Below are 26,367 nucleotides of genomic sequence, written 5' to 3'. Positions count from 1 at the left end.
CCCCCAAAGCCCTTCGTTGGTTTTTCGCCCGCCCACACTGCGGGCTTTTTTCGATTCTGGGCTTAACTATCTAGCTCCTTTCGCGTGTGCGCCCTATTTAGGCTGGGTTTTTCTCATTGATAGAAAACACCATGAGCCCGCCCCCCGATACCGATGATGCAGACATGGCCGCCCAAGCGGCGTCGCAGGAAATACGCAAAACACTGCGGTGGCGAATAAACGCCAGTACGCATCCCAGCCGCTTGATCAATAAGATTGCCTTTGCCGACCTTCGGTGCGTCGAGTCGACTCGGGCGCTTGCCCGCCTGATAGGACGTTCGCCCACAGTGTTGAAGGTCATCCGCGCCGAGCTGCACAAGGCGTTCGAGATTGACCCGGACACACTGTTGTTTACCGAGCCCAAACCGCCGCTTGTACCTGAGAAGGTCCAGACGCTGACCGAGCGGGCATTGTTGTTGCTGGTCAAGCCGGTGGTGGAAATCAACGTCAATGCCTTTACCGTCCTGAGCGTCAAGGGTGAGCCGAGTCGTCGATTGTCCTACACGCCGTTGGAGGTATTGCAGCGGGTAGTCGAGATGCGGCTGTCTGACCGGCTGGCGCGTGCGCATGACACCTATTGGAATACCCTGGCCGAGGGTTCCTGGCTGACGCGGCGTGAGCGCTGGATCGAGCTGCATGCAGGACTGTTCGCTGACCGGGCCTTTATCTCGTGGCAACTCAACGAACTGTCGAGTGCGGCAATGCTGATGGTCCAGGCCGTGATCGATGCCCCGACTGCTGAAGCACGCCAGCGGGCAGGTGGGCATTGGGCCAACGTGCACGTGAGCCAATTGATGTGGCCGGGCTCGCCGGCTGAAGCGATCCCCGGAGCGTTGCATATTTACCGTGAGGGTGAGTCTGCTGAAGCCCTCCACGTGACTTACCTTCCAGGTGTGGTACGCAACTTCTACGAGTACCCGAGCTTCAACGACCTTCAGTGCGGCCTGCTGGAGCTGGACAGAGAGCGCTTTCACCAGTTGTGGCAGTGTATGCCGTTGAAGCGGCGCAATGGATTGTGCTCACCGGCCGGCCTGTCGTCGGCAACTGGATTCGCGTGTGGTCCGAAGATTGTGGGGGATGCGCTGACGCAAGGCACGCAGATGTTGCTGGAGGGGCAATGGGCCAATGAAGTCGCTTGTGCCTTTACGATTAATCTGGCCCAGGTCTTCTCCGCAGAGCCCCCCCAGTCTCAATCGCTGGAGGTAGTGCCCTTTCTCAGGTTCATGGAGCGCACCAGAAAGCAGTTGATCGGCGGCGTTCGCCTGGGGGCCATCCGCGACTCGTTACTTGAATGGGATCATCAGCGACGACACGCAGAAATAATTTTTGCCAGCATGCCACCCGGCCTCGCATTCCTTACCGTAAAGCATCAGGTCAAGCGCTATGAAAAAGGCCTGGTCGCGCTGTTGGCTCCGAATGATCCCGCTGCTCAGACACCTGCGTACCAAGATCACCTGTCGCTGATGAGCCAATTGGAGATTCATACACAGGCGTTAAAGACGTTGATCAAGGAGGCACCGCAAAGGTCGCTTGATCTGGCTTTTTGGGCTGAACGACCCGGCGGGGCGGGTACTCCCAGGCGTGTTTCGCTGTTCATGAACGCCCAGGCCGAGGCTCTGCGCTGTGAGGTTCAATTGCAACACCGGCTCAAGCTCCTCAGCACGGCACATCGGGACTTGATGATTGAGGTGATAGATCAGCCTTTGGCAAGCAAGCGCCCCGGCAGTCAAACCCAGGTGATGTCAGTCGCCATTGGCAACGACCCAGACGCCTTCTATCCGCTCCATAACGTGTGGGTGATCACCACCGCAGCGGCGTTGAGCAGGCCGACACGCCAGCTTCCCGTGGTTCTGTACGCCTTTGGGGAAGAGGGGGGGGTATTGGCTTTTTCCGGGGTGGACGGGCTAACACGCAGTCTCAAGGCAAGCCTGGGCAGTCGGGACGACTCTGTGCTGTGGGGCTGTGTCGAGCACGATAAGCGTCGCGACTTACGTGCACATGCCGCCCGTGAAACCCTGAGCGTGCGCTATGTAGACATCCCGGGTAAGCCCGCGCTGGCCACTCTCAAGAAGTTGCTGGGGACTTACGACCGATTGCACAAAAGCAGCGAAGATATCACCCGCGTTTTCAGTGAGGTAAAGGATGCGCAGTTGAGCCGTGCACTGCTGCTGACTGAGCTGGAGCAACAACTGAAGGTGCCTGTCAACAGCGCCCTGAGCCGAGCGCAGGCGAATATTGAGCTGCTGCGCAAGGTTGCGCTTGAAGCGAAAAAACTGCCGACATGGTTGACGACGGCAACGCGTGCGCAGCGTAGGCACTGCAGGCGCGTGCAAAAGCACTACATGAGCAGCGCCTGGGCATTGTTAGCGCGGCAAGAACAGCGTCTGCCAGATTTACACACGTATGCCAGGCAGGCGTTGACCGCCCGCTTGTATAGCGAGGGGATCGCCCTGGAGATTGATATGGACGAGCCTTTTATCGCGATGTCTGGCGATATTCACGGCACCTATTGTGATTACGAAGAGGCCTGCCTACTGAAGGACCCGAAAACCCGATTGCCTCTGTCTTCTGCATGCAGGGCCTTCAGTCTGATGGAGGTGGCGCTGCAAAACCTGGATCCGCTGGCATCCTGGACCCAGTACAAATTAAACCGTGCCTGTCTTCTGCGAGTGCCGTGGCCAGGCTTTCATGTTAACCATCTGAGGCAAATAATCGCTTCGCTGGATATCGGCGGTCGGTACGGCGTGCTGATCAAAGACAGTTTTTATCCACCCGTTAGCCCTGACCAGTCGCTCAGCGAAGGCCGAATGCCTGAGTTACTGAATCGAGTGTTGCGCGCGGGCGTTGACTATCATCTGTTTTCAGCGGTTCAACAGGGGCTGTCGGCGCAAGCGCAGAGCGTATTCAGCACTGCAATGGCCGCGCGAACGCCGCAGGACCTGTTGAAAAACCAGCATGAATTACAACTGCACGTGGTTCATCTGGTTGGGCATACGCTGCAGCATGATCGCTATGTCACCGGGATAGTGGTCGTGCAAGACAAGCACTCGCAGCTTTGCGTGGTCTATTGGCCGCAGGCCCCGCACGCCTGGGTGCTCACTGAGTACAGTAGTCTTGAACAAGCCACGGCTGAATTGAATCGCTTCGGCGCATTGCCCGATAACGCCAAGACGCTGGCGCGGCAGGTCGCCGCCGGCTGGGCCTTTGAGGCAACGTTCGACGCTCTGTTTGAACGCAATGTCTTCAGCCTGGCTAAAGCGAAGGCTGGGATGTTTTTTGTGATCGGGAAATGGCTGTTGTCTCGTGTGACCCGCGCAAAGCATCTGGAGCCATCGCTGTCGCTTGATGAGATAGAAGCGCAGGTGTTCGAGCAGATTGCCAGCAACCCAAAGGATTGGCTGGCGATTGTCCCCCGGTCCAACAGCGATGCCCAGGCGTTGCTGTACCACGGCCATGTGCAGTGCCTGCAACGACAGACACAGGCCGCCAGCTATTCCAATAAGGCGCTGGAGGAATATCGAACCCGGCGCCTTCGCGACGATAGCGTATCTAAAATACGGATGATGTTAGGTGTCTTTTTTCCGATTGCCGGGGCGTTCAATGACATCGTTGAACTGTACCTGGCGGTGCGGCGCTATCAGCGTTCTGGCGATCCCCGTGATAAACGTGTGTTGGCCGATACGATAAAGCTTTCTATGGTTGGTCTTGTGATGACCTTCGTACCCGGCCCCAAGAGAGTCGGTAATGTGGCGAATGCTGCTATACGCTCTGCTTTGCCGCCGGCGTTGGGACGGATACGCCGTTGGCGTGGGGAACTGAGTGGCGTTCCCCGTCCGGTGTCATCGGTGAAGCAACTTCCGGCGCTGGAGCGTTTCAAAGTCAAATCGGTGCCCGAAGGGGCCGTGGCGCTCAAAGGGCTGGGCGAGGACGGTGTGTACGCGAAGGGGGGCACGCTTTTCATGGCGGATGGCACCCACCATTACCCTGTTTATCGGCGCAACAACGAACCGTTTCTTCGCCTGAAAAACCAGCAGGTCGCGGGCCAGGACGAACTGATCCTGAACATCCATGAGTCGGGCGAGTGGTTGCTCGGTGCGGACGCGCCCCAGCCCGTGGCGGGGACGAGTTCAGGAACGTTGAATCCATGGCGCTCGCCGGTGTCGCCCCCGCCTGATTGGTGGCCGCCCATTGTGCGCACGGCGACGGAAAATACGATTCTTCGATCAACTAGCACGACTGAACATTGGACAAGTTGGCGTATACCAGCCCCTGATCCTCGACAAGTGGTTTCTCCTGCACCTGGCGTTTTCCGCGTTCCCGGTGAGGCCCCCGGTTGTTCCTATAATGTTGCGCGAATCGCCCCGCCGAATGTTGCATTCGACCACCTGACAAGTGGTTTTTACAGGTTGCTACCTGAGGGACAGCAGGCGCCTTTGAACCGTATTGTGTTTATGACAAGGAATGAGCCTCTGGCTTCAAAGGCTGCCGTTGATATCGTGCGCTGGACAAGCACGGCGCGGCATGAACAACCCCTTCCAATGTCCTTCTCTGCCCAGGGCGAATGGATACCCCATGCTCCGCTGTTCGACAGACCGTTGGCTCAGTCTGTAGGTGAGGCCTTCCCCTCCATGACAATCAGGGATCGAGATCTCACTGTCATACGCATGATTGAGTTGTCTGGGCCAGAAGGTTCTGCAACGGCAACTCATTTGCTTAACATCCGCACAACGTTGGACAAATGGTTGCCGCCACTGCCTGCTCGGCCGGGGCAAACGGATGACTTGTTGAGAATGCTAAGGCCCGTTGAGAGGGGCACCGGGAACTTTTTTATTGGTTATCAGGGTGCTAGCCCTGGCTTCACGCGTGTTGACTTTCAGATGAGGGGATTAGACCCCTCATTGCGGATCGTTAAGTCTCGTATCTCCCCCGAGCGCCGCACTGTGATGATGACTGCCGTCGAGGGGGGGCTGCTGCAGCGGGGGTTCACGGTTCATCAACTAGACGTTAAGCGTCCCGGTTCCCCATCATGTGAGTTGGCGGCGACGCATCCCGGGTCGAATTCACTTTATTACGTGTCAGTTCACTGGGTAGAGGGAGGGAGTATCCACTTACAAAAAAGACTGACCGATGAATGGCTCAACATTACCATTCGCAGAAACTCAAAGAACCCAGCATTCTTGCCCGTCAAAACAGCTATGGAGGAAGGGCGGTTGGTCCGGATCGTGGCAGGCATTCAATGGCCCACCACGGGTACGGTTCCCCCGAGCATTTATTTTGTCAAAGTGAGTCCATCCTGACCTTCATCAGCGACATCACCCCCGCACCGCCAAACAACCCTGCGCTGACGCGGTTGAACCAGCCTTGACCTTTGCCGCTGCGTAGATACCGTGCGGCCCCCTGGGCGCTCAAGCCATAGGCAAGCTTGCAGAGCAGGTCGAGCAGCGTCCAGGTGGCGATCATCATTAGCAATTGCGGCAGAAATGGCCTTTCGGCGCTGAGAAACTGAGGCAGGAAGGCGGCGAAAAACAGAATGTCCTTGGGGTTGCTCGCGCCGAGCACAAATGCGCGGCCAAACAGGCTGCAAAAGCGCGGTGTGGCAGCCGACATCATGACCTCGGCGCCTAGGGCCGGTTGTCGCGATTGCTTCCAGCTCTGCCAGGCCAAATAGAACAAGTAGGCTGCGCCGACCACCTTGAGCGCACTGAATAGCTGTTCCGACGCCAGCAACAGCGCGCCCAAGCCGAGGGCCGAGGCGCTGAGCAGGCAGATCGAGGCGGTTACGCCGCCGAGGAAGGCAGGGTAGGAGCGGCGCAAGCCATAGTTGAGGCTGTTGCTGATCATCAACAACGACAGCGGCCCGGGGATCAGGATCACCACCAATGCCGCGCCACTGAACAACAACCAGGTTTCCAGACTCATGCCTTGCTCCTCTTTATAGAAATATGAATTTCGCGATGAAAATCGCGCACAGCACCCACAGGCTCACGGAGATCTCGCGGTACTTGCCGGTACCGGCCTTGAGGGCCACGTAGGTGATAAACCCCAGGGCAATCCCATCGGCGACCGAGAACGTCAGCGGCATCATGATCGCGGTGACAATCGCCGGAATGCTGTCGGTGGCCTCATCCCAATTGATATGGGCCATGCTCGCCATCATCAGCATTGCCACGTAAATCAGCGCACCTGCGGTGGCATAGGCCGGAATCATCCCGGCCAGCGGTGCGAAAAACATCGCGGCCACAAACAGCACGCCGACGGTGACGGCGGTCAACCCGGTACGGCCACCTGCGGCCACCCCGGCAGCACTTTCCACGTAGCTGGTCACCGGCGGCACACCGACCATGGCACCGAACACGCTGGAGGCACTGTCGGCCTTCAATGCACGGGACAGGTTGTCGATCTTGCCGTCGGCATTGACCAACCCGGCCCGTTGCGCGACGCCCATCAGTGTACCTGCGGTGTCGAACATGTGTACAAAAAGAAAGGCAAATACCACGCTGATCATGCTGACATTGAACACACCCGCTACGTCCATCGCCATCCAGGTCGGCGCCAGGCTCGGTGGGGTGGAGATGAAACCGTTGTAATGCACCAGGCCCAGGCCCCAGCCGGCGAGGGTCACGGCGATGATGCTGATCAGGATCGCGCCGAAAACCCGGTGGTAGCTGAGAATCGCGATCAGTAAAAAGCACACCGCCGCCAACAGCGGCGCAGGCTCATGCAAGGAGCCGAGCTTGATGAGGGTCGCCGGGCTGTCGACGATGATGCCGGCGGTCTTCAGGCCGATCACCCCGAGGAACAACCCCACGCCGGCACCCATGGCGTGGCGCAGGCTGACGGGGATGCTGTTGAGCAGCCATTCACGCACCCGGGACAGGGTCAGGAACATGAACAGCACACCGGAGATAAACACGGCGCCGAGGGCGGTCTGCCAGGTGTAGCCCATGGTACCAACCACGGTGTAGGTGAAAAACGCATTCAAACCCATGCCCGGCGCCAGGCCCACGGGCCAGTTGGCATACAGCCCCATCAACAGGCAACCGAGTGCGGCGGCGATGCAGGTGGCGACGAACGCCGCACCGTGATCGATGCCCGCGTCGGCCATGATGTTGGGATTGACGAAGATGATGTAGGCCATGGTGATGAAGGTGGTGAGGCCGGCGATCAGCTCGGTCTTCACTGTGGTGCCATGCAAGCGCAGTTTGAACAGGCGTTCCAGCCAGCCATTTGGTGAGGGGGCAAGGTCCAGCGTCGGGGCTTCGGATTTGCGGCTATCCACAGCGAGTACTCCTCAAGCATTTTATTGTTATGGCCAGCGCGGAAGCGCTGAGAGGTACTGGCGGGTTTGTTGACCAGTAGGTCAGGAACTCGCACCAAGCGAATTATGCTTTTGTATACAAATAAAGCAAATAATGTTTTCTATCTGCTGCGCCAAATAGATGAAAGGCAACCACAGGGTCAGGGCTGGTTGGCGAGCGCCTGATTCACCGCCAGCCACCCAACCACCGCGTCTTCACCGGCGTCATTGAAGGCACGTTGCAGCAACTTCACCTGTTCGCGGCGCAGTGACTGTTCGAAGCGCAGGCCTTCTTCGGTCAATTCCAGCAGGCGTTTGCGCTTGTCTGTCTCGGACGCGACGCTGTTGACCAGGTGCATCTCCTGCAATTGGCGCAGAGGGATGTTCAGTGCCTGCTTGCTCACACCGAGCAGTTCCAGCAGTTCCTTCACGCTCAGCGCCGGGTAGCGCGCGATGAAAAACACGATGCGCTGATGCACCCGGCTCAGCCCGCGGCGCTCGAGCATTTCGTCGGCCTTGGCGGTAAACGCCTGGTAGCCGAAGAAAAACGCTTCCATCGCGGCCTGCTGGGCGGTTGGGTTTTTAAGGTCAAGCATATTGACGTATCCGTGCGAGTCGTCGTAATTTCGGTCAACCAGTTTGACGTATTTCCCACAGTCTTCGCTACCGGTGACCCCATGGCCTTCTCTGAACGTGTTACGCGCCTCAAAAGCTCCCTGATCCGTGAAATCCTCGCGGCAGCCCAGCGCCCGGAAGTGATGTCGTTCGCCGGTGGCCTGCCGGCCGAAGCGATGCTGCCTGCCTTGAACTGGGACGACATGCCGCTGAACATCGGCCAGTACGGCATGAGCGAAGGCGAACCGCAGTTGCGCGAACTGCTCGCTGCCGAGGCGCGTGCCCTGGGCGTGCCGTGCCAGGCCAGCCAGGTGCTGGTGGTCAGCGGCTCCCAGCAGACCCTCGACCTGGCGGCCAAGCTGTACATCGACAAGGGCACCCGGATCCTGCTGGAAGGCCCGACCTACCTGGCCGCGTTGCAGATCTTTCAACTGTTCGGCGCCGATTGCCTCACCGTGCCACTGGACGCCGACGGCCCGGACCTGAACGCGTTGCGTGCCAACCTTGAACGCCATCGCCCGGCGTTCATCTACCTGATCCCGACCTTCCAGAACCCCTCGGCCGTGCGCTACAGCGAGGCCAAGCGCGAAGCCGTCGCCGCCTTGCTCGACGAATTCGGCGTGACCCTGATCGAAGACGAACCCTACCGCGAACTGACTTTCGACGGCGGCAGCGCCAGACCCATCGTCGGGCGCCTGAAAAAAGCCAGCTGGATCTACACCGGCACCGTGTCCAAGACCCTGTTGCCGGGCCTGCGCGTGGGCTATCTGATCGCCAGCCCGGACCTGTTCCCGCACCTGCTCAAGCTCAAGCAATCGGCGGACCTGCACACCAACCGCGTCGGCCAATGGCAGGCCATGCAGTGGATCGGCACGGAGCAATACCAGCAGCACCTGACTCAACTGCGCGGCTTTTATCGCGAGCGCCGCGATGCTTTCCAGTCGGCGCTGGAGCGTCACTTCGTCGAGCTGGCCGACTGGCAGGTGCCCCAGGGCGGTTTATTCTTCTGGCTGACCTTGAAACAGCCGCTCGACACCCGCACCTTGTTGGCTCAAGCGCTCGACCAGAACGTCGCGTTCATGCCCGGTGAACCGTTCTTTTCCGAGCCCGACCGACACCTGGGTTCGTTGCGGCTCAATTTCAGCCATATCGACCCGGCCCGTTTGGACGAAGGTCTCAAGCGCCTGGCCGCGGTGGTCCGTCAAGCACAGCACGCGCAAGCAGCATAAGGGGGAGCCCCATGTACAAGGTTTATGGCGATTACAAGTCGGGCAACTGCTACAAGGTCAAATTGATGCTCAGCCTGCTGGGCATCCCGTACCAATGGATCGATGTGGACATCCTCAAGGGTGACACCCAGACCGCCGAGTTCCTGGCGAAGAACCCCAACGGCAAGATCCCCGTGCTGGAGCTGGAAGACGGCACCTGCCTGTGGGAGTCCAACGCGATCCTCAACTTCCTTGCCGATGGCAGCGAGTTCCTGCCCACCGAACCGCGCCTGCGCACCCAAGTGTTGCAGTGGCAGTTCTTCGAGCAGTACAGCCATGAGCCGTACATTGCGGTGGCGCGGTTTATCCAGTTTTACCTGGGCCTGCCCGAGGACCGCCTGGAGGAATACAAGAAACTGCACAAAGGCGGTTACAAGGCACTCAAGGTCATGGAGCGCCAACTGCAACTGACGCCGTACCTGGTGGGCGAGCAGTTCTCCATCGCCGATGTGGCCTTGTATGCCTATACCCATGTGGCCCATGAGGGTGGTTTTGAGCTGGAGGCTTATCCGGCTGTGCAGGCGTGGTTGAAGAGGGTTGCCAGCCATCCCAAGCATGTGGCCATGCTCGGTTAAACCTGTGGGAGGGGGCTTGCTCCTCCCACATTCAGTTCTTCGTTCAGCAAGTCAAAGCAGCGTTGCGCCGCCGGGCTCAGGCCCATCCCGCTGCGACTGATCAGCCCGATCTCCCGGTTTACGCCGGGATGCTCGATGTGGATGCGCTTCAACCCCGCCAGGCTGTCCGCCGCCGATTCCGGCAGCACACTGATCCCCAACCCCTGGCGCACCAGTGCCAGCACCGTCGACATGTAGTTGGCCTCCATGCCCGCGTTCATCGTCAGGCGCGTCTCATCGAACAGCGCATCCACTTGCTCGCGCACGCTGCTGTCGCGGCCAGTGAGGATGATCGGTTGGTCCGCCAGTTGTGCCAGGGTCAGTTTGCGATGGCGGGTCAGCGGATGACCGACCGGTACAAACGCGCACAGGCGATCGTTCAGCACTGGCACGAATTCCAGGCCATGGCTGAGCCGTGCACGCACGCCAATGCCGAAATCCACCTCGCCCGACCGCACCTGGGCGTGTATGCGATGGGCCACCAGGTCATGCAGGCGCACTTCGATTCCGGCAAAGCGCTCGCGAAACAGGCGCAGTACCGGTGGCAGGCTGCCGGCACAGACCGAGGGCAGGGCGGCGATGGTCACCACGCCTCGGCGCAACGCCGCCAGGTCGCGGGACCCGCTGACGATGTTGTCCAGGTCCAGCAGCAGTTTTTCCATCGGCCCGCGGGCCTCCTGGCCGGCGGCGGTAATACTGACGTGACGCGGGCTGCGGTCGAGCAGGGCGACGCCGAGCCAATCTTCCAGTTGTTGCACCTGCACCGTCAGCGCAGAAGGCGACAGATGCAGCTCATTGGCCGCCTTGGTGAAACTGCCAGTACGGGCCACCGCAAGAAACGCCTGAATGTGTTGGATACTGTTCTTCATTTTGTTTTTCCGAACACTAGCGGGTGAATATTCCAATTTACAAAGACTAACCTGCTTCCAATACTCCAGGGAAAACAATAACCGACCAAAAAGGTCGCTCTGGAGTAACCCATGCTCGCTACCCTGGGTGTCATTACCATCCTGTGCCTGCTCGCTGCCGTCATGAGCAAACGCCTCTCGCCGCTGGTGGCCCTGATCGCCTTGCCGATCATCGCCGCACTGCTCGGTGGGTTCGGCCTGCAAACCAGCGCCTTCATCATCACCGGTATCAAGAACGTCGCCCCCGTGGTCGGCATGTTCGTCTTTGCGATCCTGTTTTTCGGGATCATGACCGATGCCGGCATGCTCGACCCCATCATTGATCGCATCCTGCGCACGGTAGGGACGCGTCCTACACGCATTGTTGTAGGCACCGCGACCCTGGCGCTGCTGGTACACCTGGACGGCTCCGGCGCGGTGACATTCCTGGTGACGGTGCCGGCGATGTTGCCGCTGTATACGCGGCTGGGTATCGATAAGCGCATCCTGGCCTGTGTCTGCGCGATGGCGGCCGGGGTCAACTTCCTGCCGTGGACGGGCCCGGTGCTGCGCTCGTCAGCGGCCCTGCACGTGCCGGTGGCGGACCTGTTCCAGCCGTTGATCCCGGTGCAGATCGTCGGCCTGATCTTTGTGTTTGCCTGTGCCTGGTGGCTGGGCCGTCGCGAAGAAAAACGCCTGGGCCTCGGCGCCGGCTCCACGGTGGATGCGGTGCCGCAACGGGTGCTCAGTGAAGACGATATCAAGCTGCGTCGCCCGCGCCTGTTCTGGGTCAACCTGATCCTGACCGTGCTGGTGATGGTGGTGATGATTGCCGGCTGGGTCGACCCGGTGGTGATGTTCATGCTCGGCACCGTAGTGGCGTTGTGCATCAACTATCCGAACGTAGATGCCCAGCGTGCCCGCATCGATGCCCATGCCAAGACCGCCCTGACCATGGCCAGTATCCTGCTGGCCGCCGGGGTGTTCACCGGCATCATGCAAGGCACCGGTATGCTCAAGGCTATCGCCGAAGTAGCGGTGGCGCAGATTCCGGCGGGTCACGGCAAGTTGATCCCGGCGGTGGTGGGGTTCATTTCCATGCCGTTGAGCATGCTGTTCGACCCCGATTCCTACTATTTCGGCGTGATGCCGGTGATCGCCGAAGTCGGCAAGGCCCTGGGCGTCGACCCGCTGCAAGTGGCCCAGGCCTCGTTGCTGGGGGTGCACACCACCGGCTTCCCGGTCAGCCCGCTGACCCCTGCGACCTTCCTGTTGGTGGGCCTGTGCAAGATCGAGTTGGCCGATCACCAGCGCTTCACCATTCCGTTTCTGTTTGCCGCGTCGGTGTTGATGACCCTGACCGCGTTGCTCCTGGGAGTGATTTGAGATGAAAACCTTACGCATCGGTTCTGGTGCCGGCTATTCCGGCGACCGTATCGAACCGGCGGTCGAGTTGGCCGAACACGGCGACCTGGATTACCTGGTATTCGAATGCCTGGCTGAACGCACCATCGCCTTGGCGCAACAGGCGCGGATCAGCGATCCGCAGGGCGGTTACGATCCACTGTTGAGTGAGCGCATGCGCCGGGTGCTGCCGTTTGTGGGTGTGCAGACCGGGCGCCGTCGCCTGCGGGTGATCACCAATATGGGCGCGGCCAATCCAGTGTCGGCGGCGGCCGAAGTGCGGCGAATTGCTGTTGAGTTGGGCCTGGATCTCAAGGTGCTCGCTGTGGTGGGCGACGACGTGTTGACGATGTTGCAGCCCGAGTTTCTGCTGGATAACGGCCAGAGCGTCGGCTCTTTGGGCGAACGGTTGATCTCTGCGAATGCCTACCTGGGCGTCGACGGCATTCTGCAGGCATTGCACGCCGATGCGGACGTGGTGATCACCGGGCGCGTGGCCGACCCCTCGCTGTTCCTGGCGCCGCAGATGGTTGAGTTCGGCTGGGCGGCGGACGATTGGCCGCGGCTGGGGCGCGGCACCTTGGTGGGTCATTTGCTCGAATGTGCCGGGCAAGTCAGCGGTGGGTATTTTGCCGACCCGGGTTTCAAGGATGTGGATGACCTGGCGCGCCTGGGTTTCCCGCTGGCCGAGATTGATGCTGACGGTCAGGCCGTGATCACCAAGGTCACCGGCTCCGGTGGGCGGGTCAGCCGTGCCACCTGCACCGAGCAACTGATCTACGAAGTGCATGACCCTGCGGCCTATCTGACGCCGGATGTAACCGCCGATTTTTCCCGGGTGTGCTTTGTCGAGGAGGGCGCTGATCGCGTTCGTGCCCAAGGTGCTGGTGGTCGCTCGCGTCCCGAACGGTTGAAGGTGAGTGTTGGCTATCTGGACGGCTGGATCGGCGAAGGGCAGATGTCCTACGGTGGGCCCGGTGCTGTCGCACGGGCGCAGCTGGCGCGGGATGTCGTGCTCAAGCGCCTTGAGTTGATAGGCGTGAAGATGCAGGACGTGCGTGCCGAACTGATCGGCATGGACTCGCTGCACGGCCCGCGCAGCACGTTGGAGCCCTGGGAAGTGCGCCTGCGCGTGGCGGCTCGCTGTGAAGAGCGCAGCGAAGCGGTGCGCGTGGGCAACGAAGTGGAAACCCTTTACACCAATGGCCCGTCCGGTGGCGGCGGCGCGAGCAAGAGCGTGCGGCAGGTGGTGGCGGTGGCGTCGTTGCTGCTGCCGCGTGATGCGGTCAACCCGAGGATCGAAGCATGAAGCTGCACACACTGGCCCATTCCCGCACGGGGGATAAGGGCGATACGTCGAACATTTCGATCATTGCCTATCGTGCCGAGGATTACCCCTGGCTCTGCGAACAACTGACCGTCGAGCGTGTGGCTGGGTTTTTTGCGGATCTACTGGAGCCAGGCGCCGCACCGGTGCGGCGCTATGAGCTGGCGAATGTGCAGGCACTGAACTTCGTGCTGCCGGGCATCCTGCGCGGCGGTGTGACCCGCTCGCTGGCGCTGGATGCCCATGGCAAGTGCCTGGGCTCTGCACTGCTGGACATTGATTTGCCAATAATGAACTAAGTGTGGGAGGGGGCTTGCCCCCGATAGCAGAGTGTCAGTCACACACTAAGTTGACTGATACACCGCCATCGGGAGCAAGCTCCCTCCCGCATGGGTCATCCAGTGTCTGTCAGACCGCAGCGAAACGCTTGTCGAGGTAATCGATGATCACCTTGGAGTCATACATCCAGGTGGTCTGGCCATTCTCTTCAATGCGCAGGCACGGCACCTTGATCTTGCCGCCTTGCTCCAGCAGGGTCTGGCGGTCCTGCTCGTTGTTCTTCGCGTCCTTCAACGCCACCGGCACATTCAGGCGGTGCAGGGTGCGACGGGTCTTCACGCAGAACGGGCAGGCGTGGAACTGATACAGGGTCAGTTCCTTGGCCGCTGCATTCACCTGCGCCTGCTGTTCGGCGGGGCGCTGTTTTTTACGGGGACGGGTCAGGAAGTCGCCCGCGATGATGATCTGGCCGAGGCCGACTCGAAGTGCTTTGACCAACATGGTTTAAACCTCTTGCCCATAACTGAGGGGCGGCAGCTTACCTGAATTCTGCGGGCGAAAAAAAAACCGGCGATGAACGCCGGTCTTTTCCTACGCAGCCCGTTACTTGATCAGGCTGAGGAATTCGCTGCGGGTCGCCGCGTTTTCGCGGAACTCACCCAGCATCACCGAAGTGATCATCGACGAATTCTGTTTCTCCACACCACGCATCATCATGCACATGTGCTTGGCCTCGATCACCACGGCCACGCCCAGGGCGCCGGTGACTTGCAACACCGCGTCGGCGATCTGGCGACTGAGGTTTTCCTGGATCTGCAGGCGGCGGGCATACATGTCGACAATCCGCGCGACCTTGGACAGGCCCAGCACTTTGCCGCTCGGGATGTAGGCAACGTGGGCCTTGCCGATAAACGGCAGCAGGTGGTGTTCGCACAGCGAGTACAACTCGATGTCCTTGACCAGCACCATTTCGCTGTTGTCGGAGCTGAACAAGGCACCGTTGGTGACTTCTTCCAGTGTCTGCTCATAGCCGCGGCAGAGGTACTGCATCGCCTTGGCGGCACGCTTTGGCGTGTCGAGCAGGCCCTCGCGGGAAACGTCCTCGCCGAGTTGGCCGAGGATCGCGGTGTAATTCTGTTCCAGGGACATGAAACTACCTGTGGGATTTTCGCAAAGCGCAAGGTTACGGTGGCGGGCACATCGCTGCAAGCCTGACGATGGCACTTGTTACTCGTCGCGCCCTTCCATCATGGTCCGCTTGAGCATCACATACACCGCCCCCGCGCCGCCGTGGCGGGCCTGGCACGAGGTAAAGCCGAGTACCTGGGCGTGCTGGCGCAGCCAGGTGTTGACGTGGCTCTTGATCATCGGCCGCTTGCCGTCCAGCCGCACGGCCTTGCCATGGGTGACGCGCACGCAGCGGATTTCGAATTTGGTGGCTTCGGCGAGGAAGGCCCACAGGGTTTCCCGGGCTTTTTCCACGGTCATGCCGTGCAGGTCGAGGCTGCCTTCGAACGGGATCTGGCCGATCTTGAGCTTGCGCATCTGGCTTTCCTGCACACCGTCGCGGGCCCACATCAGCTCGTCTTCGGGGCCGACGTCGATCACGAACTGGTCCGACAGGCCGTCCACGGTGGTGGCATCGGTGCGCACGGTCGCGGCCTGGCGCAGCTTGGCGATCTGCGCGCGGTCGGCCTTGGGTTTGCCGGTGTCGGCGCGGTCGTGCTTGATCGGCTTGACGCCGCGCAGCTCGTTTTTGAACAGGGAAAAATCGTCGTCTTGCATGTCAGCCTCCGCGAAGGGCGGCCAGTTTACCTAAATCGCGGCGGCCGGGGCGCAGGAAACGCTATCCAAGCGCCATCAGTCGTGTTTTTTCATCAGGTGCGAAGCGATATTAAGCGACAACGGCTGGCGCATTTTCCGACGGCTGCGCCGCCACAACCATACGCCCAACCACAGTACCAGCAGCCCGATCCCCAACAGGATAGCCGAGCCGCCAGGGCTGGCATTCAGCTCGCCAAGGGCCGGGGAGTGACCAGACAGACCAGCGCCACCAGCGCCGGCCAACAGCAGACCTACGATCGCCAGCAGCGCGGCGATGCCGGCAACCAGGCGCAGACGCCAGTTGCTCGGGCCCTTGGGGCGCAAGCGACGAGCATCAAAACCATCGGATATCTTCATTCCGACCTTTCCTCCAGGGTATCGGCCCTTCGACCGGACAATACACAGGTTGTTCCGGGGCGAGGGGTAAATGCGCCAAATGAAAAGGCTTTGCGGATGAGCGGGGCAATAAACATTGCCGCACCGCTCATCAGAAGGTCGATCAGATCAGGTCTTTGGTCAACGCCAGGGTGGCGAAGTTGTCGGCCATGATGGCCATTTCGGTCTGCTGTACGTGCTCGGCGCTCAGGATGCCGCCTTTGCAAGGCAGGTCGCGGGTGGCGCAGGCATCTTCCACCAGGGTGCAGCGAAAGCCCAGGTTCTTGGCGGCACGCACGGTGGTGCTGACGCTGGAGTGGCTCATGAAGCCGCAGACAATCAGGTCCAGGGAACCGAGGTCCTGCAGGTGTTTTTCCAGGCCGGTGCCGTGAAATGCGCTGGGCAGCAGTTTGCCGATGATGGTTTCGTCGCCTGCAGGCTCAAGGCCCGGGATGAACTCACCCCGTTCGCCTTGCGGGTCGAACAAGCCGCCAACGGTGCCCAGGTGACGCACATGCACGATCGGGCGCCCGGCGTTGCGCGCTGCGGCGACCAGTTGCTTGATGTTACCAACGGCCGCGTCCATGCCCGAGAGGGCGAGCGGGCCGCTGAGGTATTCCTTCTGGGCGTCGATGATCACGAGGGTCGCATGGCTGAGGTTCGCAGCTGCGTAACCACGACCGCTGAGTTGAAACATCGTCTTTGGAACGGACATTCTGGGGCTCCTGTGAGGGGGGCTTTTGCGACATTGTCCACTGGCTGAGCGGTTCTGTGAATCGCTACCATCGTAAGGTACGCCGTTGTTGACGTGTAGCCATGTCAAGAGGTGGGCCTGTTTGACACAATGATGGCAATTCGGATGAAATCCGACGGATGGGCGCTGGGTTTCGTACATCGTCGGTACAGGTGAACGCTGTTAGAATCACCAGTCGTTTTTTCCAGGAGCTTGCCCCCGTGATCACATCCCGCCTGCGCACGTTGCGCGACCACATCCGTTGGGCTGTCAGCCGTTTCCATGGGGAAGACCTGTTTTTCGGGCATGGCACTGACAATGCCTGGGACGAAGCCCGTCAATTGGTGCTCGGCGCGTTGAACTTGCCGTGGGAGATTGCCGACAGTTATCTGGACTGCAACCTGGAGGAAGAGGAAGTTTCCCATGTGCAACGTTTGCTGCACAGGCGCATCCATGAGCGCGTGCCCACCGCGTACCTGTTGAACGAGGCGTGGTTCTGCGGCATGTCGTTCATCGTCGACGAACGCGTGCTCATCCCCCGTTCACCGATCGGCGAGCTGATCGAAAACCGCTTCGAACCCTGGCTGGCGCAACCGCCGGCACGCATTCTCGACCTGTGCACCGGCTCCGGCTGTATCGGCATTGCCTGTGCCTACGAGTTCCAGGACGCCGAAGTGGTGCTGGGCGACCTGTCGTTCGAAGCCCTGGAAGTGGCCAACCAGAACATCGAGCGCCATGGCGTCGATGAGCGCGTGTACACCGTTCAGGGTGACGGTTTCGACGGTCTGCCGGGCCAGCGTTTTGACCTGATCGTGTCGAACCCGCCGTATGTGGATGCGGAAGATTTCGCCGACATGCCCGACGAATACCAGCACGAACCGGAACTGGGCCTGGCCTGTGGCGATGATGGCTTGAACCTGGTGCGGCGCATGCTGGCCGAAGCGGCGGACCACCTGACCGAGAAAGGTTTGCTGATCGTGGAGGTGGGCAACAGCCAGGTGCACGTCGAGGCGTTGTACCCGGAAGTGGACTTCGCCTGGCTGGACTTCCAGCGTGGTGGGCATGGGGTGTTCATGTTGACGGCGGAGCAGTGCCGCCAACATCAGGCGGTGTTTGCCGCCCGCGTTTAACCCACCTTACTGAACGAATAGGGCCAATGTGGGAGGGGGCTTGCCCCCGATGGCGGTGGATCAGTCAGCTACTCCAAATACTGACACTCAGCTATCGGGGGCAAGCCCCCTCCCACATTCAGACCTTATTTCAAGGCATAGACTCATTTCAGCGGTGGGTGGCAATCCAGATCAACAACCCCGCCTGAAACACCGTAAACGCCACCAGGCAGGTGATGGTAAAGCGCAACCCGCTGTCCTCACGCTTGAACTTGGTGACCTTTTCCTCTTCCTTGCGCAGCTTCACTTCCTGCTCCGCCAGGTTCTGCTCAGCCTGTTGCAGCATCTGCGCGGCTTCGAGAATCTCCACGAACTGCACCTTCTCGGTGTTCCAACTGTCCAGCACATCACCGACCTTGCCCGGCTGCACATTACCTTTGAGGTGTTGCACATCGGCGTAGGCCACATCAAAGCCCTGGATGCGCAGGAAGTGATCGCGGCGCAGGCGGGTGGCCTCGTTCAAGGCATCTTTGTTGGCCAGGTCGACGCCGTCGACGCGATAGTGTGACCACTTCTTCTTCGCCCACGCGGCGCCCTGGGCCACCAGGAAGCGACCGATACCCCGGTTGGCTGGTTCGATTTCGAGGCTGTTGCCCGGGCCGAAGTGCACACGGTGCTTGTCGTGGTCGACCCAGATATCCAGGTGGTTCTGCTCACGGCGCACGCGCTGCCCTGGCAGCTGGATGACCATGCGCAGCAGGCTGTGGTGTTTGTCATTGCGCTCGGCGTAGCCGAACTGCACGAACCGCAACGGTCGCACGCCAGTGGCACGGTCGGTGGCCAGGGGCGCCAGGCGCAGCATCTTGAAATGCTCGGCCTGGACATCCGCCCACGGCAGGGGCGCCGCGTCGACGGCCTCGGTTTTTTCAGCCGGGGTGTCGGCGGTGGATTCCGGTGTTGCTTCAGTGGTTGTCATGCGGCGCGATCCTGTCCAAGCCCAGCGAGCCGACAGTCTTTTTACTGTCGACCCAGGGCTTATCGGCCGGTTTTCCCAGGACTGGAGGCAAATAGTCGCTTAATGGGGTTGAAGTCCTTCGATAAAACGCACGACGCGGCTGCCCAGCTCGGCGGCGAGGGGTAGTTGCGGATCGTTGTAGGAGGCCAATTGTTGCTTCACATCGTTGGGCACGATGCGCATCACGTGGTTCATGCCTTCGATCACCGCCAACTGCGCGTCGGGCTTGGCCTTTTTCAATTGCTGGGCGTCGCTCACACCCACCTGGATATCGTGGGTGCCCTGGATGATCAGCGCGGGCATGCGCAACTGGGCGAAAGCGGCCGATGGGTCGGCACGGAACAGGCTGATCAGGTACGGCTGCACACTGGGGCGGAAAATACCTTCCAGCGGGCCAGGCACGTCGTTATCCACCTGGCCGGCCTTGAGGTGATCGAGGATCTCGTTGCTGCGCAGCAGCAGGGCGGGGGGCAGGTGATCGGCCAACTGCTGGCGGATCACCTGGTCTACCGGGCGTGCGCTGCCGGACAACGAAATGACGCCGGCCGGGTCCAATTGCGGCGCGGCGAGGGTCGCCACCAAAGCGCCTTCGCTATGACCCAGCACAATCAACGGCCCCAGGCGTGTGTCGGCCTTGAGCCGCTTGCCCCAGGCCACGGCATCGGCCACGTAGGCATCCAGGGTCAGGTTGCGCTCATCCGGCGTGGCCGCCAGGCTGGCCGCGACGCCGCGCTTGTCGTAGCGCACGCTGGCGATATTGTGCCGCGCCAGTACCCAGGCCAGACGCTTGAGGCTGTCGTTGCGCGCGCCGTCGGCACTGTTGCCGTTGCGGTCGGTGGGACCGGAGCCGGCGATGATCAGTACAACCGGGACTGGCCTATCGGATTTGGGCAACAAGAGTGAGCCAAACAACTCGCCACTGCCGGTGTCGAGGCTGATGGGCCTTTGCAGCACGACCGGGGAGGCGGCGAAGCCAACGCTGGAAAACAGGGTGAGGGTCAAAAGCAGAACTCGCAGCATCATCGCGCCATCATGGGGAAGGTGCCGGTTGGACCAAGGTCTACCGGGAAGGTTTCGAGGATGAACTACTCGGTTAGCCTGCGTATACTGGCCGCCTTAAGTTATTACGGTTGACTTGATTCAACTGATTTCACGGAGCGCCCTGCATGTCCGGCAATACCTTCGGCAAGCTGTTCACTGTCACCACCGCGGGCGAAAGCCATGGCCCGGCGTTGGTCGCCATTGTCGACGGCTGCCCGCCAGGCCTCGAACTGTCCCTGGAAGACCTGCAGCGTGACCTCGACCGCCGCAAGCCCGGCACCAGCCGCCACACCACCCAGCGCCAGGAGCCGGACGAAGTCGAGATCCTCTCCGGCGTGTTCGAAGGCCGCACCACCGGTTGCGCCATCGGCCTGCTGATCCGCAACACCGACCAGAAGTCCAAGGACTACTCGGCGATCAAAGACCTGTTCCGCCCGGCCCACGCCGACTACACCTACCACCACAAATACGGCGAGCGCGACTACCGTGGCGGCGGCCGCAGTTCGGCCCGCGAAACCGCCATGCGCGTGGCCGCCGGTGCCATTGCCAAGAAATACCTGGCCACCCAGGGCATCGTGATCCGGGGCTACATGAGCCAACTGGGTCCGATTGAAATCCCGTTCAAGACCTGGGACAGCGTCGAGGACAACGCCTTCTTCAGCCCGGACCCGGACAAGGTGCCGGAACTGGAAGCCTACATGGACCAGTTGCGCCGCGACCAGGATTCCGTCGGCGCGAGGATCACCGTGGTGGCCGAAGGCGTGAAGCCGGGACTGGGCGAGCCGATCTTCGACCGCCTCGATGCGGAACTGGCCCACGCGCTGATGAGCATCAACGCCGTCAAAGGCGTTGAAATCGGTGCCGGCTTTGCCTGTGTGTCCCAGCGTGGCACCGAGCACCGTGACGAGTTGACCCCGCAAGGCTTCCTCAGCAACAACGCCGGCGGCATCCTCGGCGGTATTTCCTCCGGCCAGCCGATCGTGGCGCACCTGGCGCTCAAGGCCACATCGAGCATCACCACGCCAGGGCGTTCGATCGACGTGCACGGCAACCCGGTGGACGTGATCACCAAGGGCCGCCACGACCCATGCGTCGGCATCCGTGCCACCCCGATCGCCGAAGCGATGATGGCCATCGTGTTGATGGACCACCTGCTGCGCAATCGTGGGCAAAACGCCGATGTGCGCGTGAGTACGCCGGTGCTGGCCCAGTTGTGACGGCGCTGCTGTGACAGCCCTCCCATACTGGCGCCTCTCCAGCTTCTACCTGTTCTACTTCGCCCTCCTGGGGGCGACCGCGCCGTTCCTGGCGCTGTACTTCGATCACCTCGGGTTCTCCAGTGCGCGCATCGGCGAGCTGGTGGCCATTCCCATGCTGATGCGTTGCGTGGCGCCCAACCTGTGGGGCTGGCTGGGCGACTACACCGGCCGGCGCCTGGCCATCGTGCGTTTTGGTGCGGTGTGCACCCTGGCGAGTTTTTCGCTGATCTTCGTCAGCCATACCTACGCCTGGCTGGCCCTGGTCATGGCGCTGCATGCATTCTTCTGGCATGCGGTACTGCCGCAATTTGAAGTGATCACCCTCGCGCACCTGCAAAAGCAGACGGCGCGCTACAGCCAGATCCGCCTGTGGGGCTCCATCGGGTTTATCCTCACCGTGGTGATCATGGGCCGCTTGTTCGACTGGTTGAGCCTGGACATCTACCCGGTGGTGGTCGTAGTCATCATGGCCGGCATCATCGGCGCCAGCCTGTGGGTGCCGAATGCGCAGCCCGCGACCCACGGCAATCGTCTGGCGGGCGATGGCTTCCTCAAGCAATTGCGCAGCCCCGGCGTACTGGCGTTTTATGCCTGCGTGGCATTGATGCAACTAAGCCACGGCCCGTATTACACCTTCCTCACGCTGCACCTCGAACACCTGGGTTACAGCCGGGGCGTGATCGGCATGCTCTGGGCGCTGGGGGTCGTGGCGGAAGTATTGATGTTCCTGGGCATGAGCCGCATCCTCATGCGCGTTTCGGTGCGTCGTGTACTGCTGGCGAGCTTCCTGTTGGCGGCATTGCGCTGGCTGCTGTTGGGGTCGTTTGCCGAGTATTTCTGGGTGTTGTTGCTGGCGCAGGTGATGCACGCTGCCACGTTCGGCAGCTTTCATGCAGCCTCGATTGCCTTTGTGCAACGCAGTTTTGGTGACCGGCAACAAGGCCAGGGCCAGGCGCTCTACGCCGCCCTGGCCGGCACCGGCGGTGCGCTGGGTGCGCTGTATGCCGGCTACAGCTGGAACCTGTTGGGGCCGACCCTGACCTTCAGTATCGCGAGCGTCGCGGCCCTGGCCGCCGCCCTTATCATCGGTCTTCGATTGCACGAGCAGAACCAAGGAACCCTTCAATGAGTTATGTCGCCGTCTACTGCGCTGCTTCACCGGACACCCCGAACAAGGTGCTGACCCACCCCGAGGATATTGCTGCGACCCTGGCCGCGCACGGCGTGCGTTTTGAGCGTTGGCAACCGGTTTCTATCGAGAAGGGGGCCACAGATGCGCAACTGATTGCGGCGTACAAGGCACAGATTCAAGCCTTGGGCTACGCGGATGCGCAGGTGCTCAGGGTGACGGAGGATCATCTCCAGAAGGCCGAGGTGCGTGCGGGCTTTCTTGCCGAGCGCCGCTGCAGCGAAGCTGCCGCACGTTTCATCATCGCTGGCCAGGGGCTGTTTTCCCTGCACATAGGCGATTATGTATACGCCGTGCGTTGCGAGAAAAACGACCTGCTTGTGATCCCGGCCGGTATGCCGCACTGGATTGACATGGGGGAGAACCCGCACTTTGTCACACTGCGGCTGTTCAATACGCTTGAAGAATGCATACCGGAGTTCATCGAGGACGATATTGCCAGTCGTTTCCCCGGCCTGGACGACTAATCCCCACCGATCAAAAACTACAACCCCTGAAGGTTGGAAGTTGCTGTGGGAAGAAACTTAAACTTCTGTAAGGCTTGGATGTTTATGCGCGGGCCTGCGCCTTAATACCATTCGTTATGTAACCCTCTGCGACATCAATGTTTATGTCACCTGTCAATAGGAGGAATCCGAAGAGGGGGCGGCATGAGCCAGAGAAAGGAGAGGAACTAATGAGTGGCCCCAAGGAATCGTTTCTACCGCCATATTCGGTACCCAATGCAATCAGGCGACGTTTGAACCTGGCTGGCAAGGCCCTGACTCCGGCGGAGTTGGAAATCCTGCGCTGGGCTTCGGAAGGCAAGACCGTCTGGGAGATCAGCCAGATACGCGCCACGTCCGAAGCAACCGTGAAATTCCACCTGCGTAATATCTATTGCAAGCTGCAAGTGACCAATCGGGTACAAGCCGTCAATGAAGCCAGCCGCCAGGGGCTGTGTTGAACCCATGAAAAAGGGCCGCGACGCTCAATGCGTCGCGGCCCTTTTGGGTATTTCAGGCTTAAGCCGAGTGGTAGGTCGGCAAGGCAAAGCGGTTCTGGCTTTGCAGCATCGAAATCTGCGGCAACTCGCTGGCCTGTTCAGCCAGGTCGCGGCGAATGGCGCTGATGACCCAGGTCAGCTGATCGGCAGTGTGCAACTGCTGATAGGAGATCGAACGCTTGACCTGTTTACCTTCGCTGTTGCGCAGGGTCAGCAGGATGCCGCCGTCTGGACGAGGCTGGGTGGTGACATCGTAGTTGGAGAATACTGAAGCGAATTTATCTTGGATCAGGCTCATGTCTATCAGCTCCGTTGGCTCAAGTGGGCAAGCATGGAGAGATAGGTGCAGTGATTGTGCCAGCTAGTGATTTAGATAAATATCGTTATAAATCAATGAGTTATAAAAATACAAAATTTCCGGATTCGTGCAATTTGCATGAATGGCCATCATGCATCCTGCATTTTGCGTTGCTGGGCGCGCTCGGGCAGGTGCCTCATTACTCATAATGACTCTCTCTGCCTGGCTTAATTCCTTTTTTCAGCGTTCGCTTATCGGGATACAAAACTTTTCAAATCCTGCGTGTACAGCCGAAGAGGGCCTGACGTACTTTTCTGCAAGGTTTACGAACAATAAGAAAAAGGACGTTCCCATGAGCCACCCGCAAAACGACATGATCACCTGGGGCATGATGCTGCGTAAGGTGCCGGCCATTGTTCGTGCTCTGCCTCGGGTGGTGCGCGGCATGCGGGCCGCCAATGTCACCGACCCCGCTCAGCCCTGTGGCCTGGGCTGGCAGTTTGAACAAGCCACCCTGCGCAACCCGGATGGCACCGCCTTGTTGTACGGCGAGCGCGTGCTCAGCTACAGCGAAGCCAACCAGCAGGCCAACCGTATTGCCCACCATCTGCAAGCCCAGGGCATCGGCAAGGGCGATGTGGTGGCGATCTTTATCGAAAACCGTCCCGAGTTGCTGCTCAGTGTGCTGGCCGTGGCCAAGCTGGGCGGCATCTGCGCGATGCTCAATACCGCGCAGACCCAGGCGGCGCTGCTGCACAGCCTCAACCTGGTGAACCCGGTGGCGATTGTGGCCGGTGCGGAATTGGTGGCTTCCTATGACGCGGTACGTGAGCAGGTGAGCATTCCCGCTGAACGCACCTGGTTTGTCGCGGACCAGCAAGCCACTGCGCTGCCCGATGGGTATTGTGACCTGATGGCTGCCAGCGCTGGTGGGCCGGTAGATAACCTGCCGAGTACCGCGCAGATTTTCTTCAACGACCCCTGCTTCTATATCTATACCTCCGGCACCACCGGGCTGCCCAAGGCCGGCATCATGAAACATGGCCGCTGGACCAAGACCGCGATCAGCTTCGGCAGCATTGCGCTGGACATGGGGCCGGAGGATGTTCTTTATTGCACCCTGCCGCTGTACCACGCCACCGGCCTCTGTGTGTGCTGGGGCTCGGCGATTGTCGGGGCGTCCGGTTTCGCTATCCGGCGCAAGTTCAGCGCCAGTCAGTTCTGGGAGGATGCGCGCAGATTCAAGGCGACCACCCTCGGCTACGTCGGCGAACTATGCCGCTACCTGCTCGACCAGCCAGCGGCCGAAAACGACCGTGATCACCGCGTGACCAAGATGGTCGGCAATGGCCTGCGCCCTGGCGTGTGGGCGCAATTCAAGGCGCGCTACGGCGTGGAGCATGTCTGCGAGTTGTACGCCGCCAGCGACGGCAATATCGGTTTTACCAACATATTGAATTTCGACAACACCGTCGGCTTTTGCCTGCAACACTGGGCGTTGGTGGACTACGCCCACGACACGGGTGAACCGATCCGTGGCGGCGATGGTTTCATGCACAAAGTGAAGACCGGCGGGCAGGGCTTGTTGCTGGCCAGGATCGATGAAAAGTCGCCCTATGACGGGTACACCGACCCGGAAAAAAACCGCAAGGTGATCCTCACGGATGTGTTCGAGAAGGGCGACCGCTACTTCAATACCGGCGATCTGGTGCGCAGTATCGGCTTCGGCCATGCACAGTTCGTCGACCGCCTGGGCGACACCTATCGCTGGAAGGGAGAAAACGTCTCCACCACCGAAGTGGAGAACATCCTGTTGCAACATCCGCAGATCGCTGAAGTCGTGGCCTATGGCGTGGAAATCGAAAACACCAACGGCCGTGCCGGCATGGTCGCCATCACCCCGAGCGAATCGCTGGCTGCCCTGGACATGCGTGAGTTGCTGCAGTTCGCCCACGGCCAGTTGCCGCACTATGCCGTGCCATTGTTCCTGCGGATCAAGGTGAAGATGGAAACCACCGGCACCTTCAAATATCAGAAGGTGCGGCTCAAGGAGGAAGCCTTCGACCCGGACAAGGCGGGCAATGACCCGGTCTACGCCTGGCTGCCGGGGTCGGACAGTTATGTGCCGGTCACCGGGCAATTGCTGGCGCAGATCCAGGGTGGGCATTTTCGTTATTAAAGTAGCGCCATTGATTCTGCCTATGGCCGCTTTTGACAAAAAAGCCATGACAGGGGGGAACTCCCTCGTGACACTGGGCGCCATATAAAGGACCAGACAAGGAGCCCCACATGTCAGACCAAGCCAAACAAATGACCGAAGACGAAGCCGCCGAATTTGCCGAGCAGGTCTTCGACGTTGCCCGCAAAGGCGACGCCGCCATGCTCGCTGCGCTGCTGGCCAAAGGCTTGCCGGCCAACTTGCGCAACCACAACGGCGACACCTTGCTGATGCTCGCGGCTTATCACGGCCATGCCGAGGCGGTAAAAGTGCTGCTGGAGTTCAAGGCCGATCCGCAGATCGCCAACGACAAGAACCAGCTGCCGATGGCCGGTGCAGCGTTCAAGGGCAACCTGGACGTGGTCAAGGCGCTGATCGACGGAGGCGCGCCGGTGGACGCCGCGTCTTCCGACGGCCGTACGGCGTTGATGATGGCGGCGATGTTCAACCGCGTGGAAATGGTCGATTACCTGCTGGGGCAGGGCGCCAACCCCAAGGCCACCGACGCTAATGGCGCCACCGCACTGGCTGCCGCGCAAACCATGGGCGCGGTGGATACGACGGCGCAGTTGCAGAAACTGGTGTAGGCTA

25 protein-coding genes are annotated in these 26,367 nt (G+C 60.5%); 13 read left to right on the top strand and 12 right to left on the bottom strand.

Annotated features, from left to right (window positions below):
• Nucleotides 1–131: 131 nt before the first annotated feature.
• Nucleotides 132–5,336 (top strand): dermonecrotic toxin domain-containing protein, encoded by a 5,205-nt coding sequence (locus tag LUU92_RS20190; protein ID WP_257102558.1) that lies wholly within the window; start codon nt 132–134, stop codon nt 5,334–5,336.
• Here LUU92_RS20190 and LUU92_RS20185 read toward each other — a convergent pair.
• The 3 genes from LUU92_RS20185 to LUU92_RS20175 all read right to left on the bottom strand — a co-directional run bounded on the left by LUU92_RS20185 (nt 5,317) and on the right by LUU92_RS20175 (nt 7,932).
• Nucleotides 5,317–5,958, bottom strand: a complete 642-nt coding sequence (locus LUU92_RS20185; RefSeq protein ID WP_071490778.1) for a LysE family translocator — start codon at nt 5,956–5,958, stop codon at nt 5,317–5,319. The two genes, LUU92_RS20190 and LUU92_RS20185, sit on opposite strands and share 20 nt — an antisense overlap.
• 13 nt (nt 5,959–5,971) lie before the next feature.
• A complete protein-coding gene (locus LUU92_RS20180) occupies nt 5,972–7,318 on the bottom strand; it encodes an NCS2 family permease (protein WP_071490777.1) in 1,347 nt (448 codons plus the stop codon).
• 179 nt (nt 7,319–7,497) lie between these two features.
• Complete coding sequence (locus LUU92_RS20175) at nt 7,498–7,932, bottom strand: MarR family winged helix-turn-helix transcriptional regulator (protein WP_257102557.1); 435 nt, start codon at nt 7,930–7,932, stop codon at nt 7,498–7,500.
• A gap of 81 nt (nt 7,933–8,013) precedes the next feature.
• Here LUU92_RS20175 and LUU92_RS20170 point away from each other — a divergent pair, with 81 nt between their 5' ends.
• Nucleotides 8,014–9,180: an aminotransferase-like domain-containing protein gene (locus LUU92_RS20170; RefSeq protein ID WP_092243166.1), complete on the top strand. Its 1,167-nt coding sequence runs from the start codon at nt 8,014–8,016 to the stop codon at nt 9,178–9,180.
• 11 nt (nt 9,181–9,191) lie between these two features.
• Nucleotides 9,192–9,794 carry a glutathione S-transferase family protein gene (locus LUU92_RS20165; protein WP_071490774.1) on the top strand — a complete coding sequence of 201 codons (603 nt, stop codon included), beginning with the start codon at nt 9,192–9,194 and terminating at the stop codon, nt 9,792–9,794.
• Here LUU92_RS20165 and LUU92_RS20160 read toward each other — a convergent pair.
• The gene (locus tag LUU92_RS20160) at nt 9,791–10,702 is read right to left on the bottom strand and encodes a LysR family transcriptional regulator (RefSeq protein WP_092243171.1); all 912 of its coding nucleotides are present in this window, start codon (nt 10,700–10,702) and stop codon (nt 9,791–9,793) included. The genes LUU92_RS20165 and LUU92_RS20160 overlap by 4 nt on opposite strands.
• 111 nt (nt 10,703–10,813) lie before the next feature.
• Between LUU92_RS20160 and LUU92_RS20155 the strand changes: the two genes are divergently transcribed.
• From LUU92_RS20155 to LUU92_RS20145, 3 genes are read left to right on the top strand one after another with little or no spacing between them, the layout of a single operon-like run.
• Nucleotides 10,814–12,106: a CitMHS family transporter gene (locus LUU92_RS20155; protein ID WP_071490772.1), complete on the top strand. Its 1,293-nt coding sequence runs from the start codon at nt 10,814–10,816 to the stop codon at nt 12,104–12,106.
• A 1-nt stretch (nt 12,107) separates the two neighbouring features.
• Nucleotides 12,108–13,433, top strand: coding sequence for an acyclic terpene utilization AtuA family protein (locus LUU92_RS20150; RefSeq protein ID WP_257102556.1), 1,326 nt, complete (start codon nt 12,108–12,110; stop codon nt 13,431–13,433).
• Entirely contained in the window at nt 13,430–13,750 is a 321-nt protein-coding gene (locus tag LUU92_RS20145; RefSeq protein WP_071490770.1) for an AtuA-related protein, read from the top strand. Before LUU92_RS20150 ends, LUU92_RS20145 begins: the two co-directional genes overlap by 4 nt.
• 109 nt (nt 13,751–13,859) lie before the next feature.
• On the opposite strand, the gene LUU92_RS20140 is transcribed toward LUU92_RS20145, so the two are convergent.
• From LUU92_RS20140 to LUU92_RS20120, 5 genes are all read right to left on the bottom strand, one after another.
• Entirely contained in the window at nt 13,860–14,231 is a 372-nt protein-coding gene (locus LUU92_RS20140) for a glutathione S-transferase N-terminal domain-containing protein (protein WP_092243183.1), read from the bottom strand.
• 102 nt (nt 14,232–14,333) lie between these two features.
• Complete coding sequence (gene folE, locus LUU92_RS20135) at nt 14,334–14,879, bottom strand: GTP cyclohydrolase I FolE (protein WP_003236739.1); 546 nt, start codon at nt 14,877–14,879, stop codon at nt 14,334–14,336.
• A 78-nt stretch (nt 14,880–14,957) separates the two neighbouring features.
• Nucleotides 14,958–15,515, bottom strand: a complete 558-nt coding sequence (locus tag LUU92_RS20130; protein ID WP_058424628.1) for a Smr/MutS family protein — start codon at nt 15,513–15,515, stop codon at nt 14,958–14,960.
• 75 nt (nt 15,516–15,590) lie between these two features.
• Nucleotides 15,591–15,911: a hypothetical protein gene (locus LUU92_RS20125; protein WP_058424627.1), complete on the bottom strand. Its 321-nt coding sequence runs from the start codon at nt 15,909–15,911 to the stop codon at nt 15,591–15,593.
• Nucleotides 15,912–16,053: 142 nt separating this feature from the next.
• Complete coding sequence (locus LUU92_RS20120) at nt 16,054–16,644, bottom strand: cysteine hydrolase family protein (protein ID WP_071490768.1); 591 nt, start codon at nt 16,642–16,644, stop codon at nt 16,054–16,056.
• A 239-nt stretch (nt 16,645–16,883) separates the two neighbouring features.
• On the opposite strand from LUU92_RS20120, the gene prmB reads away from it, so the two are divergent.
• Complete coding sequence (prmB, locus tag LUU92_RS20115; RefSeq protein WP_071490767.1) at nt 16,884–17,792, top strand: 50S ribosomal protein L3 N(5)-glutamine methyltransferase; 909 nt, start codon at nt 16,884–16,886, stop codon at nt 17,790–17,792.
• Between the two features lie 148 nt (nt 17,793–17,940).
• On the opposite strand, the gene LUU92_RS20110 is transcribed toward prmB, so the two are convergent.
• Both LUU92_RS20110 and LUU92_RS20105 read right to left on the bottom strand, forming a co-directional pair.
• Entirely contained in the window at nt 17,941–18,747 is an 807-nt protein-coding gene (locus tag LUU92_RS20110) for a hypothetical protein (protein ID WP_058424625.1), read from the bottom strand.
• A 99-nt stretch (nt 18,748–18,846) separates the two neighbouring features.
• Nucleotides 18,847–19,809 (bottom strand): alpha/beta hydrolase, encoded by a 963-nt coding sequence (locus LUU92_RS20105; RefSeq protein ID WP_222540154.1) that lies wholly within the window; start codon nt 19,807–19,809, stop codon nt 18,847–18,849.
• Nucleotides 19,810–19,952: 143 nt separating this feature from the next.
• Between LUU92_RS20105 and aroC the strand changes: the two genes are divergently transcribed.
• The 4 genes from aroC to LUU92_RS20085 all read left to right on the top strand — a co-directional run bounded on the left by aroC (nt 19,953) and on the right by LUU92_RS20085 (nt 23,221).
• Nucleotides 19,953–21,044 (top strand): chorismate synthase, encoded by a 1,092-nt coding sequence (gene aroC, locus LUU92_RS20100; RefSeq protein WP_071490765.1) that lies wholly within the window; start codon nt 19,953–19,955, stop codon nt 21,042–21,044.
• A 10-nt stretch (nt 21,045–21,054) separates the two neighbouring features.
• Entirely contained in the window at nt 21,055–22,215 is a 1,161-nt protein-coding gene (locus LUU92_RS20095; protein ID WP_257102555.1) for an MFS transporter, read from the top strand.
• A complete protein-coding gene (locus LUU92_RS20090) occupies nt 22,212–22,742 on the top strand; it encodes an acireductone dioxygenase (protein ID WP_257102554.1) in 531 nt (176 codons plus the stop codon). The genes LUU92_RS20095 and LUU92_RS20090 overlap by 4 nt, the downstream gene beginning before the upstream one ends.
• Nucleotides 22,743–22,951: 209 nt before the next feature.
• Nucleotides 22,952–23,221, top strand: a complete 270-nt coding sequence (locus LUU92_RS20085) for a response regulator transcription factor (RefSeq protein WP_071490762.1) — start codon at nt 22,952–22,954, stop codon at nt 23,219–23,221.
• Between the two features lie 58 nt (nt 23,222–23,279).
• Here the strand turns inward: LUU92_RS20085 and LUU92_RS20080 are convergent, their stop codons facing one another.
• Entirely contained in the window at nt 23,280–23,558 is a 279-nt protein-coding gene (locus LUU92_RS20080) for a DUF3509 domain-containing protein (protein WP_003172952.1), read from the bottom strand.
• A gap of 352 nt (nt 23,559–23,910) precedes the next feature.
• Between LUU92_RS20080 and LUU92_RS20075 the strand changes: the two genes are divergently transcribed.
• Nucleotides 23,911–25,737 carry a long-chain-acyl-CoA synthetase gene (locus LUU92_RS20075; RefSeq protein WP_071490761.1) on the top strand — a complete coding sequence of 609 codons (1,827 nt, stop codon included), beginning with the start codon at nt 23,911–23,913 and terminating at the stop codon, nt 25,735–25,737.
• Nucleotides 25,738–25,847: 110 nt separating this feature from the next.
• Nucleotides 25,848–26,363, top strand: a complete 516-nt coding sequence (locus LUU92_RS20070; protein WP_071490760.1) for an ankyrin repeat domain-containing protein — start codon at nt 25,848–25,850, stop codon at nt 26,361–26,363.
• Nucleotides 26,364–26,367: the final 4 nt, after the last annotated feature.

This window comes from Pseudomonas extremorientalis (genome assembly GCF_024584605.1).
In the GTDB taxonomy this organism is placed as follows: Bacteria; Pseudomonadota; Gammaproteobacteria; order Pseudomonadales; family Pseudomonadaceae; genus Aquipseudomonas; species Aquipseudomonas extremorientalis.
This window is presented reverse-complemented; position numbering and strand designations above follow the sequence as displayed.

Excerpts from the sequence above, each read along its gene's own strand:
- LUU92_RS20085 (WP_071490762.1), top strand. The coding sequence starts at position 22,952 with ATGAGTGGCCCCAAGGAATCGTTTCTACCGCCATATTCGGTACCCAAT.
- LUU92_RS20145 (WP_071490770.1), top strand. The coding sequence starts at position 13,430 with ATGAAGCTGCACACACTGGCCCATTCCCGCACGGGGGATAAGGGCGAT.
- LUU92_RS20160 (WP_092243171.1), bottom strand. The coding sequence starts at position 10,702 with ATGAAGAACAGTATCCAACACATTCAGGCGTTTCTTGCGGTGGCCCGT.
- LUU92_RS20080 (WP_003172952.1), bottom strand. The coding sequence starts at position 23,558 with ATGAGCCTGATCCAAGATAAATTCGCTTCAGTATTCTCCAACTACGAT.
- LUU92_RS20090 (WP_257102554.1), top strand. The coding sequence starts at position 22,212 with ATGAGTTATGTCGCCGTCTACTGCGCTGCTTCACCGGACACCCCGAAC.
- LUU92_RS20170 (WP_092243166.1), top strand. The coding sequence starts at position 8,014 with ATGGCCTTCTCTGAACGTGTTACGCGCCTCAAAAGCTCCCTGATCCGT.
- LUU92_RS20125 (WP_058424627.1), bottom strand. The coding sequence starts at position 15,911 with ATGAAGATATCCGATGGTTTTGATGCTCGTCGCTTGCGCCCCAAGGGC.
- LUU92_RS20175 (WP_257102557.1), bottom strand. The coding sequence starts at position 7,932 with ATGCTTGACCTTAAAAACCCAACCGCCCAGCAGGCCGCGATGGAAGCG.
- LUU92_RS20190 (WP_257102558.1), top strand. The coding sequence starts at position 132 with ATGAGCCCGCCCCCCGATACCGATGATGCAGACATGGCCGCCCAAGCG.
- LUU92_RS20120 (WP_071490768.1), bottom strand. The coding sequence starts at position 16,644 with ATGTCCGTTCCAAAGACGATGTTTCAACTCAGCGGTCGTGGTTACGCA.
- LUU92_RS20105 (WP_222540154.1), bottom strand. The coding sequence starts at position 19,809 with ATGATGCTGCGAGTTCTGCTTTTGACCCTCACCCTGTTTTCCAGCGTT.
- folE (WP_003236739.1), bottom strand. The coding sequence starts at position 14,879 with ATGTCCCTGGAACAGAATTACACCGCGATCCTCGGCCAACTCGGCGAG.
- LUU92_RS20185 (WP_071490778.1), bottom strand. The coding sequence starts at position 5,958 with ATGAGTCTGGAAACCTGGTTGTTGTTCAGTGGCGCGGCATTGGTGGTG.
- LUU92_RS20110 (WP_058424625.1), bottom strand. The coding sequence starts at position 18,747 with ATGACAACCACTGAAGCAACACCGGAATCCACCGCCGACACCCCGGCT.
- LUU92_RS20075 (WP_071490761.1), top strand. The coding sequence starts at position 23,911 with ATGAGCCACCCGCAAAACGACATGATCACCTGGGGCATGATGCTGCGT.
- LUU92_RS20165 (WP_071490774.1), top strand. The coding sequence starts at position 9,192 with ATGTACAAGGTTTATGGCGATTACAAGTCGGGCAACTGCTACAAGGTC.
- LUU92_RS20130 (WP_058424628.1), bottom strand. The coding sequence starts at position 15,515 with ATGCAAGACGACGATTTTTCCCTGTTCAAAAACGAGCTGCGCGGCGTC.
- aroC (WP_071490765.1), top strand. The coding sequence starts at position 19,953 with ATGTCCGGCAATACCTTCGGCAAGCTGTTCACTGTCACCACCGCGGGC.
- LUU92_RS20140 (WP_092243183.1), bottom strand. The coding sequence starts at position 14,231 with ATGTTGGTCAAAGCACTTCGAGTCGGCCTCGGCCAGATCATCATCGCG.
- LUU92_RS20150 (WP_257102556.1), top strand. The coding sequence starts at position 12,108 with ATGAAAACCTTACGCATCGGTTCTGGTGCCGGCTATTCCGGCGACCGT.
- LUU92_RS20155 (WP_071490772.1), top strand. The coding sequence starts at position 10,814 with ATGCTCGCTACCCTGGGTGTCATTACCATCCTGTGCCTGCTCGCTGCC.
- LUU92_RS20070 (WP_071490760.1), top strand. The coding sequence starts at position 25,848 with ATGTCAGACCAAGCCAAACAAATGACCGAAGACGAAGCCGCCGAATTT.